The organism is Oxalobacter formigenes (assembly GCF_002127965.1).
Taxonomy (GTDB): Bacteria; Pseudomonadota; Gammaproteobacteria; order Burkholderiales; family Burkholderiaceae_D; genus Oxalobacter; species Oxalobacter formigenes.
The window spans coordinates 1695890-1712585 of record NZ_CP018787.1; the positions used below are offsets into that span (position 1 = coordinate 1695890).

Below are 16696 nucleotides of genomic sequence, written 5' to 3' on the forward strand. Positions count from 1 at the left end.
TTATCTTTTAACACCCGGCTGGTAACAAGCTCTTCAAAAACCTTCATAGTGAGACCACATAGAGAGCATTCTGGCCACCTTTTCCTCTTCAAAAACCTCATAAACCAGTCTGTGTCTGATATTGATCCTTCTTGAAAATACCCCTTGCAGATCGCCCACCAGCTTTTCATAGGCAGGGATAGTACCAAACGGGTCATTTCTCAACACGTCAATCAGGTTTTTCGTTTTTTCTTCCGGATGAGCCGCTTTTAACTTCGGTATGTCCATTAACGCATAGTTGCAGTACACAATCCGGTAACTCACCACGTCACCTCATCTGCAGGCTGGCTGTCAGACAATGGCTCTTTCATCCCTGCCAGAATCTGTTCCTTCAGCCCGGGAACCGACGAAACATAAAGCGTCTCGATAAGGCTCCTGTAATCCGCCTCACTGATCATCACGGCATGCCCGTCTTTTGTACTGATGTTAACCGGCTGGTTGAATTTGATCACCTGTTCGAGCACGGAAAAATATTTTTCCGAAATGACGTGATATTCATATTATTCATAGCCTTACCTCAATAAAACATTGTGCGTACATAATAATGTACACTTTAAAATAAATCATGCACCCCTTTTGGCCTCCATTGACATCTCTATCAAGCCTCTCTCCGTTACTTACAGGCAACATATCAGAAGGATACCGTATCGATTGCCCGTCCCTGAAATCCTTCAAAGCCGCTCCCTCCAAACGCCCTCATGACATCATTCACAAGAAACCCGTCGTTTTTTTCAGGCATCCCTCCAATGTTGCCACAGCTCAATATTTATCACCCTGTGTAACAAATGTGACAGCACAAACCCGTACCTTGCGTTACCTTAGTAGCGACGTCATTCAGGCAACATATGACCCCAGATACAAAAAAGCTGATCAACATGCCGGTCTTTGCGCATCTTTCCATGGAAAAACTGGAAGAATTCCTTGAAAAGACGCCCTGTCGGCTAGCGCATTACGAAACGCGCGAACACATCGCCATGCAAGGCGCCCCCTGCCGGGCATTTATCTTGCTGTGCGAGGGGCAGGTTCGCGCCTCCATGATCGGCACGGACGGCAGGCAGATTACCATTGAAGACCACGAAGCCCCCATGCTGCTGGCCTCCAACTTCGTATTCGCCACACACAACCATTTCCCTGTCGACATCATCGCGATCACCCCATGCGAAATCATGGTCATTGAAAAAGAACCGTTCATGGAACTGATGTGTACCGAACCGGTCGTTTTGCAGAATTTTTTGCGCATCCTCTCCGACCGGAGCCATATCCTCAGCCGGAAACTGGGTTCCCTTGTCCTCCTGAAACTGAAAAACCGGATCGCTGCCTACCTTCTCGAACATCAGGAAATACGCAACCAGCAGGAAGTGGCCGACTATCTCGGCGTGGCACGTCCCTCACTGGCCCGCGTACTGGCCGAACTGGCGCAGGAAGGTTCCGTCCTCTTCGAAAACCGCCGTGTCACCATCGCAGACCAGGCCAAACTGGAAAAATACCTGTAATACCCCTGAACAAACATGAAAAAATTCCACACCATGACCACAGGCCAGATCGTCGCCTGCAACTACCAATATGCTGCCATTTTCAGGCATTACGGCATCGATTTCTGCTGTCAGGGAAACGTCCCGCTTAAAAAAGCCTGCGAAAAAGCGGGCATAGACAGCCAGACCCTGATAAAAGAACTCGAAAAAGAAGATCCGCGTGCCTACTTCACCGTCGACTTCCAGAGCTGGCCCACCGACCTCCTGCTTGACTTTATCCTCAAATTCCACCATCGACGCTCACGCAGTGAAGGCGCGCTTATCAACGAACTGGCCGAAAAAGTCCTTTCCGTACATGGTGTAAACCATCCTGAACTCCGTGCCATCCGCCAGCTGGTACAGGAAGCCATGATCGACCTTGAAAACCATCTCGGCAAGAAAGAACAAGTCCTTTTCCCCTACCTCTACGAAATGACGCAATCCCTTGCCCGGGGATTGCGTCCCGGTTCATTCCATTGCGGCACCATCAAAAGCCCGATCGCCGTCATGATGGCCGAACACGAAACCGAAGGGGAACGCTGGCGTGAAATCCACCGCCTGACCGACGGATACACCACCCCCGACGACGGCTGCGCCACCTACTGGCTCTTCATGGAACGACTGAAACTTTTCGAAGAAGGCCTTCACCACCACATCCACCTTGAAAACAACATCGTCTTTCCCCGCGCCATCGCCATGGAACAAAGCATCCGGCAAAGTTGACCGGAACGGAAAAGAACGTTCCCCCATAAAAAAAGCTCCTCACATGAGGAGCTTTTTCAAGGCCTTCAATCCATCAACCGTTCCCGTGACCTTCGTCGATCTCCTTTATCCCCTTCGCCATCTCGGCCACATTCCCCTTCACCCTGACATAACCGATCGCCAGCGCAACCAGCCACACAGGCACCGCCATCAGCGCCAGCCGCGTATCCGGCTCGAACGTCAGGAGCACGAAAACGAATGCGAAAAACGCCAGGCAACACCAGGTCATCCACACCCCGCCCGGCATCCTGAAAATCGACGCCTTGTGTTTTTCAGGACGCTTTTTCCGGTAAACCAGATATGCCATCAGAATCACCGTCCATACAAACATGAATAGCGTCGCCGACACCGTCGTCACCACCGTAAACGCCGTAATCACATTCGGCATCACGAAAATCAGCGCCGCACCCGACAAAAGACAAATCCCCGAAAACGTCAGCCCGGCCGCAGGCACGGCATGCTTTGACAGGCGTGAAAACAGCTTCGGAGCCACCCCCCATGTCGAGAGGCTATACAGCATACGCGACGTCGAATACACCCCGCCGTTAGCCGACGAAGCCGCCGACGTCAGCACCACAAAATTCACGATCCCCGCCGCCGCAGGCAGCCCGATCATCGAAAACATCCCCACAAACGGACTCTTGTCCGGCGACACCGTACTCCACGGAGTCACCGCCATAATCGCCATCAGGGCAAACACATAGAAAAAGATAATCCGGATCGGAATCGAATTGATCGCCTTCGGCAAGGTCTTTTCAGGGTCCTGCGTTTCCGCTGCCGTCGTCCCCACCAGCTCGATCCCCACAAACGCGAAAATCGCGATCTGGAAACCGGCGAAAAAGCCCATAATCCCTTTCGGGAAAACCCCGCCATACGTCCAGAGATTCGACAGCGCCGCCTCGACCCCGTCAGGAGAGCGGTAAGACGTCGCCATCAGGAAAAAGCCCACCACAATCAGCGCGACAATCGCGATAATCTTGATCAGCGAAAACCAGAACTCCGTCTCCCCGAAAAGCCGGACCGACAGCATATTCAGCGAAAACAGCAAAATAATCGTGGCAATCGCCGGAATCCACCCCGGCAAATCCGGCCACCAGAAATGCACGTACCCCGCAATCGCAATCACGTCCGCCACCCCGGTCACCACCCAGCAGAACCAGTACGTCCAGCCCGTGAAATACCCCGCCCAGGGGCCAAGGAGATCAGATGTAAAATCCGAAAAAGAACGGTAATTCAGGTTCGAGAGCAACAACTCCCCCATCGCCCGCATCACGAAAAACAGGAAAAACCCGATCACCATATAAACCAGAATGATCGAGGGGCCCGCCACACTGATCGTCTTGCCCGATCCCATGAACAGGCCTGTGCCGATCGCCCCGGAAATCGCAATCAGCTGAACGTGCCGGTTGCTCAGATTACGCTTTAACCTCTTATGCTTGACCACGACCGGCTCGGAGTCATCTTTAACAATATCTTCAGTCATCAAAACATCAGTATCAACACGCGGGACACGCCGCTACCACCATCTCTTCAAATGGACCATCGCAAGAGATTAAAGCCTTTGTCGGCAAAAAGCAAAAAAACACAAACAGAACAACAACAACCCGCCAAAACACCCGCCCTTTTCCCCACCATAAAACAGACCATATAAAGCTTGCAATATTGACAAATAGTCCTTATATGGTTTATAATCAGAGTTAAAGCAGAGTCCGCTATATCAAAACGGACCGGGTCAGACCGTATCAGGTTGCAAAAAACAAAAACAACACGGCCGGGCATGAACACCAGATCACGTCCTTTTGCCCTGAAGCCGGAAAAAGAAAGCGGAGGTGAACGAATGGAAGGCATTATCAACATGGGCTACGGGGACAATACCAACCCGTGGGACATCCTGAAAACCGGGTGGAAAAACCTCACGGGAAGCGACAGAAAAGCCAGTCCGGCCTATCCCGCACCGTCAGCCACAACAGGCACGGCAACCAATCCCTACGCCGACCCATACACCCGGAACCGCGCCATCTCTGACGCCATCGAAGCGGGTCGCCGTTCGTCGGCAAGCCTGACACCATCCGATACGGAAACCAGCCGTCCGGCCTACAAAACCGACGTCATGGACATCATCCATGACGCCGCCCTGAAAAACCTGCCCCTGATCGCTTCCAACCCGTACAAGGACATTCCCTTCTACAAAAACAATGCCGTCATTGAAGAGTGGTACCGGAAAATCAGGGCCACCCCACGTGATCGGGAACAGGCCAGTTCCCGCATTGATACAGGCCGCTACCGTAGCGGACTCGAAGGCACCATCGCAGGCGAACCCTACGCACGCAGGGCATACGCCGTGCCCGAACGCAAAACGGCTCCCGCAGTCCTTCACAGTGAAACCGGAATCGACGCACAGACCTATACACCCGCCATCGAAAAACTGCGCCCGTTTGCCGCCATGGAAAGCCATTTCGATCCGGAACGCCTGAAAAAAACCGAAGAAGCCATCGGCCGTTTTTTGAATGGCGCACAGGCAAAACCGGCCCAACAAACAAACGACAAATCCATCAACACAGGCACATCAACCGACGGAGGCCAGCATGCCGATCTTCCAGCCAACAGAAATTCAGGTACCGGAATTTACACCCCATCCGGCGCAGCCGGTCAGAAAACGGCAGCCTTTGCCGGTACGGGCGAGCTCCCACCCATTACGAGCGAGACCGAACAGGCGGCACAGACCGGAGCCGATCTGCACGAGGGCATCAAAACGGCCGTCCCCGACCTAGGCGTCGGCGCCATCGTCGCAGGCGGCAAAGTCATCAAAGACGGAGTCAATCTGGCGGCTGCGCTCACCGGAAGCGATTCACTCAGGGATTTCGGCGAACACATCGAAAAAAACACCGAAAAATTTATCGAAAACAGTGGATCGGAAGCCTTGAACCGTCAGCGCAAAGCCATCAGGCAAACCCTGAAGGACCCGAACGCCAGCGGAGCCGACCTTGCCAAAGCCTTCATTGAAAACCCCTACGGCACCCTTTTTGACGCCGGAACCGAAATGGCCGGCGTCGCCCTGCCTGCTGGCGGAGCCAAACTCGCCCAAAAAGGCATCCAGCTGGGCATGAAAGCCGCCCCCAAAATAGCCGAACTGGGTGCCAAAGCCCTGCCCTACGTCCCCCACACCATCCAGACCCTGCAAGGTGTTGGTGACAGTCTGAACAAAAGCGAGGGAGAATCCGCAGGCAATCGTGCCTTGAAAGCATTTGGCGCAGGCGCCATCACGGCCGCCGGAAGCCTTGCCTCCGGTGGTGGCATCGCCGGTGAAATCGGCAAACGCCTCACCAACCAGATCACCAATGGCGCTGTCAGAACCGCCACTGATATGAGTGCCGCTATCGGCAAACAGGCGCTTCTGGGCGCAACCCAAAACGCTGCCGGACACGTCAGTGACAAGGCGGTTGAAGGGGAATTGCCTGACGCCAATGAACTCGGCAAACTCGCTGTGAAGGGGGCTGTTGACGGTACGGTTGCCGGTGCCAGTTTGCATCATGCTGTCGTTCCTACCGAGGGCAAGGCGGGCAGGCAGATTGTCGATGCTGCCAATAAAAACAAGAATGCACATACGATTGAAAAGCATGGCAAGCAGACGACTCGTGAAGAGCAACTGCTTCGCGCCAATACCGGTCAGGCTCCGGACGGCAGTCGAGACAGACGTTTGAATGATTCCACCCGTTGGCTACGGAATGTAGATACGGCGGATGGGATTGCGGTTGCCAAAAAAAGATGGGAAGAAGAACGACGTTTAAATCCACAAAAAAAAGGTGGACAAATTATAATTGAATTCGATAAACCTGTTGGTGAGGGTTATTTAAGAGGTACTGATACTTTGATCAAGAGTAATGAAGCAGTTTTCAGGTTTAATGAAAATGGTGATTTAGTAACTTCATATCCACTTTTATCCAAGAATAGAAAAAAATGAATTTTTTAAAAAATTGGTTTTATCCTGCTAAAGACAAGCCTGAAAAAAAGAAGGTGTGTTGGCTTCTTTTAGGAAAAATACTAAATGAATTACTTTTCTTATCTGAAAAAGAAACTGATCAAATAGCTGATTTGGATGATACTAACCCAAAAGTCTTGCAGGAGATCATAAGAGAATTCATTGTTCCTAATTATCATTACTATTCCCGTGAAAATCAGGAAAGAATTAAAGACAGCCTTATGTATTATCTGATAACGGATAAAGAAACGCTGGAAAGAATTTTTCCATCACATTATGTTCCTATTGATTCAACTTCAGGCGAATTGTTTTATACCCTTGTCTGGAAAGAGTTATATGGAACAGATTATCCCGGCCCGATCAATCCAAGTGATTATGAAGAGGATTGCAGTGCCAAATATGTTAATTCACTTACTCAAGATAGTGAGCTATATAAGAAATTCAATCCAAATGACGAGAGACCTTCCGTTGCCAACGTCATCGCTCGCTTAAAACAAAATCCTTAACGTTCTTTCTTCAATTTTGAAGTACAGCACTATCAAAAAACGCTAAACCATCAATTGTCACGTCTTACGTCCCCCACACCATCCAGACCCTGCAAGGGGTTGGTGACAGCCTGAACAAAAGCGAAGGCCAGTCATTTGGACAAAGAGTATTGAAAGCCCTTGGCGCAGGCGCCATCACGGCCGCCGGAAGCCTTGCCTCCGGTGGCGGCATCGCGGGCGAAGTCGGCAAACGCCTCACCAACCAGATCACCAATGGCACCGTCAGAACCGCCACCGATATGGCGGCCGCTGTCGCCAAACAGGCGCTTCTGGGCGCAACCCAAAACGCTGCCGGACACGTCAGTGACAAGGCAGTTGAAGGGGATTTGCCTGACGCCAATGAACCCGGCAAACGGGCACAAACCCCGCCAAAAACCCTTTTACCAAAAATTCAGAAAAACTGCCGCAACAGGGCAGCTGAGGCGATGCTGATCACGATGGCGGGAAGGAAACGCAACTTGATTGACGCGACCAGCGTAATGCCCAGCGCGGCCAGATCGACCGGATCGGTCGAGGCGAAATACGGGGCGATGACGGAAATCAGCACGCAGCCCGGAACGGCTTCGAGAATAACCCGCAGCCGCGGCGACAGCGTCCGGTTCCGCAGAGCCAGATACCCCACAATGCGCGTCAGGTAAGTCACGCCACACATCAGCGCAATGGTGATCACGAATGCCGTATCGATCATGAGACCTCCGACAGGATCAGCGCCGCGATCACGCCTGCGGCCGCCCCGGCGGGAACGTACCATGCGCCCGGGATGTAAAGGTATGTCAAGAGCGCCACCACAAGGCTGACCGCCCAGGGCAGCGACGAGCGGACGTTTTTCCACATGCCCTTCAGGAGCACAAAGAACACGGCCGGAAACGCCATGTCGAAGCCGAAATCCTTCACGTCGCCGATCAGAGGCCCAACCACCGCCCCGAGCGTCGTGAACGACACCCATGTGACATACAGCGCCAGCGCGGCGCCGATATAAAACGGGAAAGAAAATCCGGTGGCTTTTCCGTCTTCCCGTTTGCGGGCGGCATCCGAGAGCGCAATCGCCCAGCTCTCGTCACACATGAAAAACAGGGCAGGCAAGACCTTCCGTTTGGGAAGATGGTTCAACAGCGGCGCCAGAACGGCACTCATCAGGATATGGCGGCTGTTGACCAGCAAGGTCACGGCCACGATCAGGAAAATATGCGGCGGCCATGTCCACAATTCCATTACGGCGTATTCGGCACCCCCGGCAAAACTGAATCCCGTCAGCATGGGTACCCCAAGCACCGGAAACCCTTTCTGCTGCGCCTGTGCGCCCAGCACAAGCCCGAACGGAATAAAGCCGATCATCATCGGGATGGAGGCGATAATCCCCCTTTTCACTTCTCCCCAGCCGGATAAGCCGGGTTCCGGTTCGTCAGCCGCAGGGTGTGCGGCCTGACCGGGAATGGTTTCAAGAGACATAAGCTTACGCAATGTTAACCGGTTCCCTGTCGGTCACTGCCGGAACCGGTGAAAAAGATTTCATTCTAGCCACATTTGCGCCCATTTGACAATCCGTCGGGCAACGCCATCCGGTAAGCACCTGTTAATGGCCCGGTTTGACATCCACCCGATTGCGACATACGATTGCCGCTGAAACTTCTTTTATCAACCTGACCAAAAGGTACTGGATGTCAAACCAACAGGATATTGTCCGTTTATGCACCGCAAGGGATATTGCATAAGGACACAAACCGGCCTGCAATAGCCCTTGCCCCAACCCTGACCATCAACAGGAGGAGCATAATGGGCTATAAAAAAGCACAGGACGCACTGCCGCATCAGCTGCTGTGCGCCATACAGGAGTATATCGAGGGAGAAACCCTTTACATCCCGAAAAAGGAAGCCAATAAACTTTCATGGGGTGCCAAAACACAAACCCGGGAAACCATCCGCGCCAGAAACCGCGACATCATCGCACAATACCGTGACGGTTCAACTGTCACCGAGCTGGCCCGACAGTATTTCCGGTCTGTCAAAACGATATACAAAATCATCAGCGCCGCGAAAAACGGCTGAGAAAACGAACGAAGCGCCGGGCGAAACCCCGGCGCTTTTTCTTTTCCCAAACGAAAAGGAGGATGCCTTCGCCCTTGCGTCGCCCTACACTGTTTCCCGTTAAAACAAGAGGAAACAAGACAAAATGAAAACCCCATTTACCGACGGCTACGACCGGCAATTTTTGATCGATACCATGATGGGCCCAAACGCCATGCGCATTACCGAAGAACTGGCAGGAGAGCTTCCCATCACTCCCGGCATGCGCATTCTCGACCTCGGATGCGGCAAAGGGATATCGTCCATCCTGCTCGCCGAAAAACATGGCACGACCGTCTTTGCCGCCGACTTGTGGATATCCCCTACTGAAAACGCAGGTCGTTTCGCCAGAGCCGGGCTGGATACGACCATCATCCCCCTCTGGGTCGACGCCACGAAAGACATCCCGTTTGCCCATGACTATTTCGACATGATCGTCAGCGTGGACGCATACCAGTACTTCGGCGGCAACGAAACCATGCTGACGAGACTGTTGCCGTTCGTGAAAAAAGGAGGCGTCATCGCGGTGGTCGTCCCCGGATTCATCGGCAACTACGACGAAGACAATTTGCCGAAAGAAGTCGAACCCTTCTGGGCTCCTGACTGGTATTTTCACTCGTGCAACTGGTGGAAAGCCCTTTGGGAAAAAGAACCCGGCATCAAAATCACCTCGCTACGCGAGATGGACTGCTGCCAGAAGGCGTGGGATGAATTCATGGAATGCCCGATGGCGCAGGAAAAAATGATTCCCATCATGGAAGCAGGCGCCGGAAACTATTTCAACCTGATCCAGATCGTCGGGCAAAAAATATAAGCACAACGGGTTGATGACATTGCTCATGGTAAAACCTTGCCGATATTCAGAATAGTCCGCATACTGATTTTTTGCTTTTGGCAAAACAGAAAAACCGTAACGAAGCATTCGTCAAAAAGCTGCGCCAAAAGAAAAGCCTGCCATTCCCGACGGCGGACAAACATATACCAAAACACGGGATATTATTTAACTTAAATCCAAAAAGGATGTTTTTGCCAGTTTTCTGGCAGTCCCATACTTTTAAAATGGATTTTTCCGCTAAATTCATTAAGCACCAAGTCTTCAATACGTTTGTGCCATTTTGATTGGGGAGCGATTTTTTTCATGAGTATTCGGCAAATCATTAAAAAAGCAGCCGTTCTGTTAAGAACAAAGGAAGGGACAATACGTTTTTTTTGATTTATCCATTTATTAAGGTTGGGCTCATAAGTAAAAAACCACTCTTTACTAGACGGAGCGCGAACAGATTTATCAAGCCAGTTTTTATTCCACACTCTGGCATGATGTGCGCAGGAATTTCTGAGAGAAAGAATGCATTGAAGCCAATTTAATGAAACGGATTGATCCAATCCCAAATCGCTCGCAACAGCCTTTTTAATATCAGATGGAGCAGCACTGAATAAAATATTGACGATCATCCCCAATTCCATAGTATGAACCGCCATCCAGACAGGAAGATGGTCATCGGAATAGGTATCAATAAAATGCTGGACGAAATCAAATTGCTTGCAACGAAAATCTGTGCTTCCCCGCAATTTGTTTTTAGTAACGAAATGCGTAATCTGATCTTGTTTCAGCGAAGAACTTTTGATGTAGTTTATATAACCAAACGGGCCAAATTTTGCAGAGTAATAATGAGCGACACGGCTACGCAATGCGACTTCAATACGTTCAATGGCATCAAGAAAAAGCAGACGTAATTTTCTGTCAAAAAGATAGTAATTCCATACCTGGTCAATCGTTGTGCCGCTTCTTATTCTGTCGTTACGACTTCCATCAGGTTCTACTTCCCGAAACGGAAACCAATAGGCACTTAAACGATAATAGCCAACCGAAATCAAACGTGAAACAATCGTTTCTTCTGGTCCCTGCAGACCACGCAAGCGTAACAATTTTGCCTGATGTTCAACAGGCATAAAGGGTTTTACAAAAGGGATCTGTTTCATACAGGCAGATAAGAAAACCCCCTCCAATTTACACTATCACTATCATGTCAACAGACTACATAGGCTAAGTGGGAGGGGCGGTATGTTTAAGATTATACAAGCAACGCGCGCGCGGGACAAGAATTCAAAAATCTGTGGAAACACCTCGTGATATATGACAAACAAAATATTACTCAAAGAAAAGAATTTTTTCAGTCAATTTTTCATACAATCGTAGTGCTGACCTCCATAATAAACCAGTCAATGGAAAAACCGTCCAGATAAGTTTCTGTGGCAGTCCCTCTTCTGTTATGTTTTAACATTTCTGAGTAAGAATGGATATTGTTTAACCAAAAACGCCCCGATATACTGGTCTGATAACGAATCCGTAACCATTCGTTTGCGAAAAGAGCAATTTTTTCATATACCGGCAATACATTTGTGCTGAAATGAAAACGGCATGGGGCATGGTTACTGTCATTTACGATGGAGAAATTGCCCTTTCCGGAAACGAATACCGTCCAGAAAGACAAACACATGAGCGAAAACATGACCCGGACAAAAAAAGAACAATGGGCAAAACTGCTCGCCCCCATCCGCCACGGCATGACCGATCCTGCGAAAGTCCATTTTGACCGGGCGCGCAGCCCCTACCTTGCCGACTACGACCGCATCCTCTTTTCCAATTCATTCAGGACACTCGCGCGCAAAACACAGGTACACCCCTTCTCGGCCAACGACCACGTCCATAACCGGCAAATGCACTCGCTCGAAGTCTCCAGTGCAGGCCGCTCGCTCGGCATCATGGTCGGCTTCTTTCTGGAAGAACGCGGCGAACTGCCGGAATCCATCAGCCCGGAAAATATCGGAGAAATCGTACAGGCCGCCTGCCTCGCCCACGACATCGGCAATCCCCCGTTCGGGCATGGCGGCGAATCCGCCCTTCAGGACTGGTTCAAGAACGCCGAAAACAACGAAGCCTTCTTAAAAGGCCTCACCGAACGGCAAAAAGCCGACTTCAAGACATTCGACGGCAATGCACAGGGCTTCCGGGTCGTTACCGCCATCGAAAACTACAAGGACAACGGCGGCCTCCGGCTGACCTATCCGACACTGGCCTCCCTCGTCAAATACCCGCGCTCGGCGTATGACGCCATCGGCGAAGCCTCGACCAAATTCAATTTTTACCAGTCCGAAAAACAGACCTTCGACACCGTCTTTACCGCTTTGGGCCTGAAACACGGCCATTACCGGCGCCATCCCCTGTCGTATCTTACCGAAGCGGCAGACGACATCTGCTACCGCATCATCGACATGGAAGACGCACTGGAACTGAACATCATCAGCCTGCAAGACATAAAAGACGTGTTGGCACCCGTTTACCCGAAACTGCGGATCAACGAAAAAAGGCTTGAATCGATGGATTCCGACCGCAGGCGTGCAGGGCTCATCCGCGCCAAACTCATCGCCTTCATGATCGACGCCATCTTCACCGCCTTCAAAAACAACTATGATGCCCTCCTTGACGGCGAACCGGTCAAATCCCTCATCGACTGCGCCGAAGAAGACGTCAATGAATACATGACCCGCGCGAAAGACCACTTTTTCAACGTGATTCTGAAAAACCATTCGAAAATCGCTCTGGAGATCGGTTCGTACACCCTCTACAAGCGTCTGCTGGACACCTTCATCCCGGCTGTCCACCAGCTGAAAACCGGCAAGGAAATCAGCTACCGTGAACAACAGGCCATCACCCTCATGGGTGTTTGTGCTCCCAGAGAAGAAGACGACCTCTATACCGCCTACATCCGCGTCATGGACTTCATCACCGGCATGACCGACACCAAAGCCACCTTCCTCTCCAGACAACTGCTCGGCACCACGGAAAACTGATCATGTCTTAAAAATTCAAATTGCCGCCATAAAGAATGTGACACCGACAATCAACACGCCGGAAAATTTTGACATTTTTCCGGCATTTTTCTTGTCTTTCCAATTCCGGTCATCCCTTATTCAATCGGAATCATCAATTTCCTTCTGAAAACCGGTTTCATACTCTCACTCTCTTGCCTATCCTCTTTATGTAGCTTGCTTTAAATACCTCATTAAAACCATTTATTCAACACCATTATCAATTTCACATTGAAATCATCAAATATTTTGATTAAAATTCCGTATTATCAATTTCAATATTTGATTGACGCTCATGAAAATAAAACAACTGGTCAGTATGTACGGGGGTCAAACTGCATTGGCTGGTTTGCTGGGAATCAGGCAAAGTGCCGTTGCGTACTGGGTCAAAAACAATAAGATTCCCGGAAAATGGCATCAGGAAATGCTATCAATTGCACAAAAAAAAGGCATTGATATTTCAGCAGTCGATTTGCTGGCCGTCGATCTTGCTGACAAATCATCAGGTACACCTCTCATCAACGAACAATCAGGCCAGCCGGGTCAATATCATGTTGCGCCTTCCGCAAGCCTTCATGAAGGTGCGGAACAATTTTTATTTTATGCATCGGAAGATGGAAACATCAAAGTTCAGGTATTCGTCAGGGATGAAACGGTATGGGCCTCACAAAAAGGCATGGCGGAAATTTTTGATGTAGATGTTCGAACCATTAACGAACATCTTCAAAACATATTTAAAACCAGAGAGTTGGATGAATCAGCAGTTATCCGGAATTACCGGATAACTGCTGATGACGGAAAAAATTACAATACAAAATTTTATAGTCTGGATGCCATCATATCCGTGGGATATCGTGTCAGTTCATACAAGGCGACTCAATTCCGGCGTTGGGCCACGTCCGTACTCAGGGAATACCTGATCAAGGGATTTACCCTGGACGATGAGAGACTGAAACAGGGAAGCACACTTTTTGGCAAGGATTATTTTGATGAATTACTCGAACGCATCCGGGAAATCCGTGCTTCAGAACGCCGGTTTTATCAACGCGTAACGGATATATACAGGGAATGCAGTATTGATTACGACCCGGAATCCCCGATAACGAAAGAATTTTACGCTCATATACAAGACAAGCTTCATTACGCCATCCACGGACATACCGCTGCAGAACTCAAAATGATTCGTGCCGATGCGACAAAACCGAAAATGGGACTGACCAGCTATAAAAACGAAAAAACAGGCGGAAAAATCACAAAACTGGACGTCACCATCGGAAAAAACTATCTTACAGAAGAAGAAATCAGGGAACTCGAGAGGCTTGTCAGTATGTACCTGGACTGGGCAGAGGGATTTGCCAGAAGGCGCATCCCGATGACAATGAAGGACTGGGCACAAAGACTGGATGGATTCCTGAGTTTCAATGAATATCAGATACTTAATGATTACGGAAAAAAAAGACGTGAGCTTGCCGACAGGCACGCGCTTGCCGAATTTGAAAAATACCGGATTATTCAGGATAGGGAATTCCTCTCCGACTTTGACAAGCTTGCCGATGAAATAAAAACAAGAGGGCGACTTCCCAAAAAGAAAGCTTAGCTCCATTTTGTTTTTACCATCTTGTGCACCAATTCCGTTTGCCATTCGGCAAACAGATGACTTCAACAGCGTCACCTCAACCAGAACAGGCCATCCGGATTTTCGGACAAGACGGAAAACCGAGCGTTTCATCACACTGTTTCATCATAAAAAAAGCCCCTCCATAGCGAAGGGGCAGTAAAACGGGACAATTTCTTTTAAAGACCGGCTAACAGCCAAAAATACACCGTTCACCCGTAGCGTGCCATCCCCTTTTCCTCCAGCAGAAGCAGCATTGAAAATTGGCGTCAAAACCTCCCACCTGTCTGGCATGGCTTCGGGAAAGAAAAACCTGACACGGAAAACGTCTTTTTTCATCGGAAAATCTCCCTATTTAAACAACAACTTTCCCAATATCAAAAGCCCGGCTTCAAAAACTCGCCACTCACCTGTACCATAGAGACAAAAAGGAGAAAAAACACATGGACAACTTCACCTACTTCAACCCCACCCGCCTCTTCTTCGGCAAAGGCGAGGAAAACCATGTCGGCGACCGTGTCCGCAGGCTCGGCTGCAAAAAAGTGCTCGTCCACTACGGCAGCGCTTCCGCCGTCAAGTCCGGCCTGATCTACCGTGTCACCTCCTCACTGGAGCGGGCAGGCATCACTGCGGTTTCCCTCGGTGGCGTGCGCCCGAATCCCCGAAGCGGACTGGTACATGAAGGCATCGAACTGTGCCGCAAGGAAGAAGTGGACTTTATCCTCGCCGTCGGCGGCGGCAGCGTCATCGATTCCGCCAAGGCCATCGCGCTGGGTGTCCCGTACAAGGGCGACTTCTGGGACTTTTTCGAAGGGAAGGCCTTCCCTTCCTCCGCCCTGCCCGTCGGCACCATCCTGACCATTGCCGCCTCGGGTAGCGAATCCTCGCCTGTCACTGTCATTACCCGTGAAGACGGCATGTTCAAGCGCCCCTACTCCAGCGACCGGATCAGACCGGTGCTGTCCATCCTGAACCCTGAACTCACCTTTTCCCTGCCGCCATTGCCGACGGCTGGTGGTGCAACCGACATCATGTCGCACGTGCTGGAACGCTACTTCACCAATACCAAAGGCGTCGAACTGACCGACCGGCTGTGTGAATCCATCCTGTTGACCGTCAAGAACGAACTGCCCCTTGCCCTGAAAGATCCCGAAGACTACGACCGCCGCGCCAACCTCATGCTGGCAGGAACCATGGCCCACAACGACATTTGCGGCATCGGGCGCGAACAGGACTGGGCGACCCATGCACTGGCGCACGAGCTCTCCGCCCGCTATGACGCACCGCACGGCGCGACGCTGGCCGTCGTCTTCCCGGCATGGATGGAATACGTCATGGATCACGACGTCAACCGCTTTGCCCAGATTGCCGTGCGCGTCTGGGGCTGTGACATGGACTACCAGCATCCCGACATCACTGCCCGCTACGGCATCCGCGCATTCAGGGCCTTTCTGAAAATGGTCGGCATGCCGACGAGTTTTGCCGGTATCCGTGCAAGAGAAGACGACATCCCCGAACTGCTCGACCAGCTCCAGATCGGCAACAGCACCATCGGCTCCTTCGTCAAACTCGACCGCAACGACTGCGAAAAAATCTACAAACTCGCCTGTCGGGAACCTTATAACGACTTGTAATTACCCCAAATCGGGTCGGGAAACTGGCATCCCAAACATGTATGCGCATAAAAAAATATCGTTTTTATGCGCATACATGGCAGATCAAGGCACTAAAAAAGAAGGCCTGTTATGGAAACATCCCGTTCATCCTCACCGCCTTCGAAAAACAGGCAACCTGAGCTGGAGAAACAATCTTTGAATAAATCACGCGAAATGAAAATCAGGCTTTCCCGGGAAGCCGAAACTGGCATCATGAAAGCCATTGCTGAAAAACGCGCCGCCATCTGGCAGAAAGAAAACGAAAAAGCGATTGAAAGTTCCAATGCATATGTGGAAAAGCACGGGTTGCCGCCGGAAAAATACAGAATGTTTTAATGACCCCTTAACGATCCCGCCTTTGTCTCCAATCCCCACTGAAACGGTTAGTTAGTCAATGTCCAGTCCGGCCGGTTCTCCCTGATGGACACCGGAATGGTCATTCTGCCAATGCTGCCCCCAAGCCCCGAAACCGGCAAACAGTCTCAACCCTCTCCTTGAAATCGGTGGCGAACCGTATGTCATGGTGACGCAATACATGGCCGCTTTCCCGGCCAGTACGCTCAAAAATGAAGTATCGAATGCCCATTTCCGGCAGGACGACGTTTCTGCCGCACTCGATCTTCTGTTTCACGGATTCTGACGGATAAGCCAGTTTT

At 50.7% G+C, this 16696-nt stretch carries 20 protein-coding genes; 11 read left to right on the plus strand and 9 right to left on the minus strand.

The features are described from left to right. Positions 1-33: 33 nt before the first annotated feature. Together BRW83_RS08190 and BRW83_RS08195 are read right to left on the minus strand one after the other, a co-directional pair. Positions 34-303, minus strand: a complete 270-nt coding sequence (locus BRW83_RS08190) for a Txe/YoeB family addiction module toxin (RefSeq protein ID WP_005880161.1) — start codon at positions 301-303, stop codon at positions 34-36. After that, entirely contained in the window at positions 300-503 is a 204-nt protein-coding gene (locus BRW83_RS08195; RefSeq protein WP_198341923.1) for a type II toxin-antitoxin system Phd/YefM family antitoxin, read from the minus strand. The genes BRW83_RS08190 and BRW83_RS08195 overlap by 4 nt, the downstream gene beginning before the upstream one ends. 381 nt (positions 504-884) lie before the next feature. Here BRW83_RS08195 and BRW83_RS08200 point away from each other — a divergent pair, with 381 nt between their 5' ends. Both BRW83_RS08200 and ric read left to right on the plus strand, forming a co-directional pair. Then, complete coding sequence (locus BRW83_RS08200; RefSeq protein WP_005880157.1) at positions 885-1532, plus strand: Crp/Fnr family transcriptional regulator; 648 nt, start codon at positions 885-887, stop codon at positions 1530-1532. 15 nt (positions 1533-1547) lie between these two features. Then, the gene (gene ric, locus BRW83_RS08205; RefSeq protein WP_005880155.1) at positions 1548-2273 is read left to right on the plus strand and encodes an iron-sulfur cluster repair di-iron protein; all 726 of its coding nucleotides are present in this window, start codon (positions 1548-1550) and stop codon (positions 2271-2273) included. Between the two features lie 73 nt (positions 2274-2346). Here ric and cycA read toward each other — a convergent pair whose 3' ends face one another. After that, entirely contained in the window at positions 2347-3795 is a 1449-nt protein-coding gene (gene cycA / locus BRW83_RS08210; protein ID WP_005880153.1) for a D-serine/D-alanine/glycine transporter, read from the minus strand. A gap of 294 nt (positions 3796-4089) precedes the next feature. Between cycA and BRW83_RS08215 the strand changes: the two genes are divergently transcribed. Together BRW83_RS08215 and BRW83_RS08220 are read left to right on the plus strand one after the other, a co-directional pair. Further along, on the plus strand, positions 4090-6273 hold the full coding sequence (locus tag BRW83_RS08215; RefSeq protein WP_036602736.1) for a hypothetical protein: 2184 nt from the start codon (positions 4090-4092) through the stop codon (positions 6271-6273). Then, a complete protein-coding gene (locus tag BRW83_RS08220; RefSeq protein ID WP_005880148.1) occupies positions 6270-6797 on the plus strand; it encodes a hypothetical protein in 528 nt (175 codons plus the stop codon). Before BRW83_RS08215 ends, BRW83_RS08220 begins: the two co-directional genes overlap by 4 nt. 131 nt (positions 6798-6928) lie before the next feature. Here the strand turns inward: BRW83_RS08220 and BRW83_RS08225 are convergent, their stop codons facing one another. From BRW83_RS08225 to BRW83_RS08235, 3 genes are read right to left on the minus strand one after another with little or no spacing between them, the layout of a single operon-like run. Further along, entirely contained in the window at positions 6929-7198 is a 270-nt protein-coding gene (locus tag BRW83_RS08225) for a hypothetical protein (protein WP_145814941.1), read from the minus strand. 29 nt (positions 7199-7227) lie between these two features. After that, positions 7228-7524, minus strand: a complete 297-nt coding sequence (locus BRW83_RS08230; protein ID WP_005880146.1) for an AzlD family protein — start codon at positions 7522-7524, stop codon at positions 7228-7230. Then, the gene (locus tag BRW83_RS08235) at positions 7521-8174 is read right to left on the minus strand and encodes an AzlC family ABC transporter permease (protein WP_231284536.1); all 654 of its coding nucleotides are present in this window, start codon (positions 8172-8174) and stop codon (positions 7521-7523) included. The genes BRW83_RS08230 and BRW83_RS08235 overlap by 4 nt, the downstream gene beginning before the upstream one ends. A gap of 435 nt (positions 8175-8609) precedes the next feature. On the opposite strand from BRW83_RS08235, the gene BRW83_RS08240 reads away from it, so the two are divergent. Further along, entirely contained in the window at positions 8610-8882 is a 273-nt protein-coding gene (locus BRW83_RS08240) for a CD3324 family protein (protein ID WP_005880142.1), read from the plus strand. A 124-nt stretch (positions 8883-9006) separates the two neighbouring features. Further along, the gene (locus tag BRW83_RS08245) at positions 9007-9714 is read left to right on the plus strand and encodes an SAM-dependent methyltransferase (protein WP_005880140.1); all 708 of its coding nucleotides are present in this window, start codon (positions 9007-9009) and stop codon (positions 9712-9714) included. Between the two features lie 191 nt (positions 9715-9905). On the opposite strand, the gene BRW83_RS08250 is transcribed toward BRW83_RS08245, so the two are convergent. After that, positions 9906-10880, minus strand: a complete 975-nt coding sequence (locus BRW83_RS08250) for an Abi family protein (protein WP_081442187.1) — start codon at positions 10878-10880, stop codon at positions 9906-9908. A 516-nt stretch (positions 10881-11396) separates the two neighbouring features. Between BRW83_RS08250 and BRW83_RS08255 the strand changes: the two genes are divergently transcribed. Both BRW83_RS08255 and rhuM read left to right on the plus strand, forming a co-directional pair. Further along, entirely contained in the window at positions 11397-12752 is a 1356-nt protein-coding gene (locus BRW83_RS08255) for a deoxyguanosinetriphosphate triphosphohydrolase (RefSeq protein WP_196793295.1), read from the plus strand. A gap of 313 nt (positions 12753-13065) precedes the next feature. Beyond that, on the plus strand, positions 13066-14367 hold the full coding sequence (gene rhuM / locus BRW83_RS08260; RefSeq protein ID WP_231284467.1) for a RhuM family protein: 1302 nt from the start codon (positions 13066-13068) through the stop codon (positions 14365-14367). 144 nt (positions 14368-14511) lie between these two features. Here the strand turns inward: rhuM and BRW83_RS08265 are convergent, their stop codons facing one another. Beyond that, the gene (locus tag BRW83_RS08265) at positions 14512-14724 is read right to left on the minus strand and encodes a hypothetical protein (protein ID WP_036602728.1); all 213 of its coding nucleotides are present in this window, start codon (positions 14722-14724) and stop codon (positions 14512-14514) included. Positions 14725-14828: 104 nt separating this feature from the next. Between BRW83_RS08265 and BRW83_RS08270 the strand changes: the two genes are divergently transcribed. Continuing rightward, positions 14829-16019 (plus strand): iron-containing alcohol dehydrogenase, encoded by a 1191-nt coding sequence (locus BRW83_RS08270; RefSeq protein WP_005880133.1) that lies wholly within the window; start codon positions 14829-14831, stop codon positions 16017-16019. 111 nt (positions 16020-16130) lie between these two features. Beyond that, the gene (locus BRW83_RS08275; RefSeq protein WP_036602725.1) at positions 16131-16376 is read left to right on the plus strand and encodes a type II toxin-antitoxin system CcdA family antitoxin; all 246 of its coding nucleotides are present in this window, start codon (positions 16131-16133) and stop codon (positions 16374-16376) included. A 51-nt stretch (positions 16377-16427) separates the two neighbouring features. On the opposite strand, the gene BRW83_RS11745 is transcribed toward BRW83_RS08275, so the two are convergent. Continuing rightward, on the minus strand, positions 16428-16577 hold the full coding sequence (locus tag BRW83_RS11745) for a hypothetical protein (protein ID WP_155811806.1): 150 nt from the start codon (positions 16575-16577) through the stop codon (positions 16428-16430). Between BRW83_RS11745 and BRW83_RS08280 the strand changes: the two genes are divergently transcribed. Beyond that, positions 16561-16680 carry a CcdB family protein gene (locus BRW83_RS08280; protein ID WP_391561035.1) on the plus strand — a complete coding sequence of 40 codons (120 nt, stop codon included), beginning with the start codon at positions 16561-16563 and terminating at the stop codon, positions 16678-16680. The genes BRW83_RS11745 and BRW83_RS08280 overlap by 17 nt on opposite strands. The last annotated feature ends 16 nt before the right edge of the window (positions 16681-16696 follow it).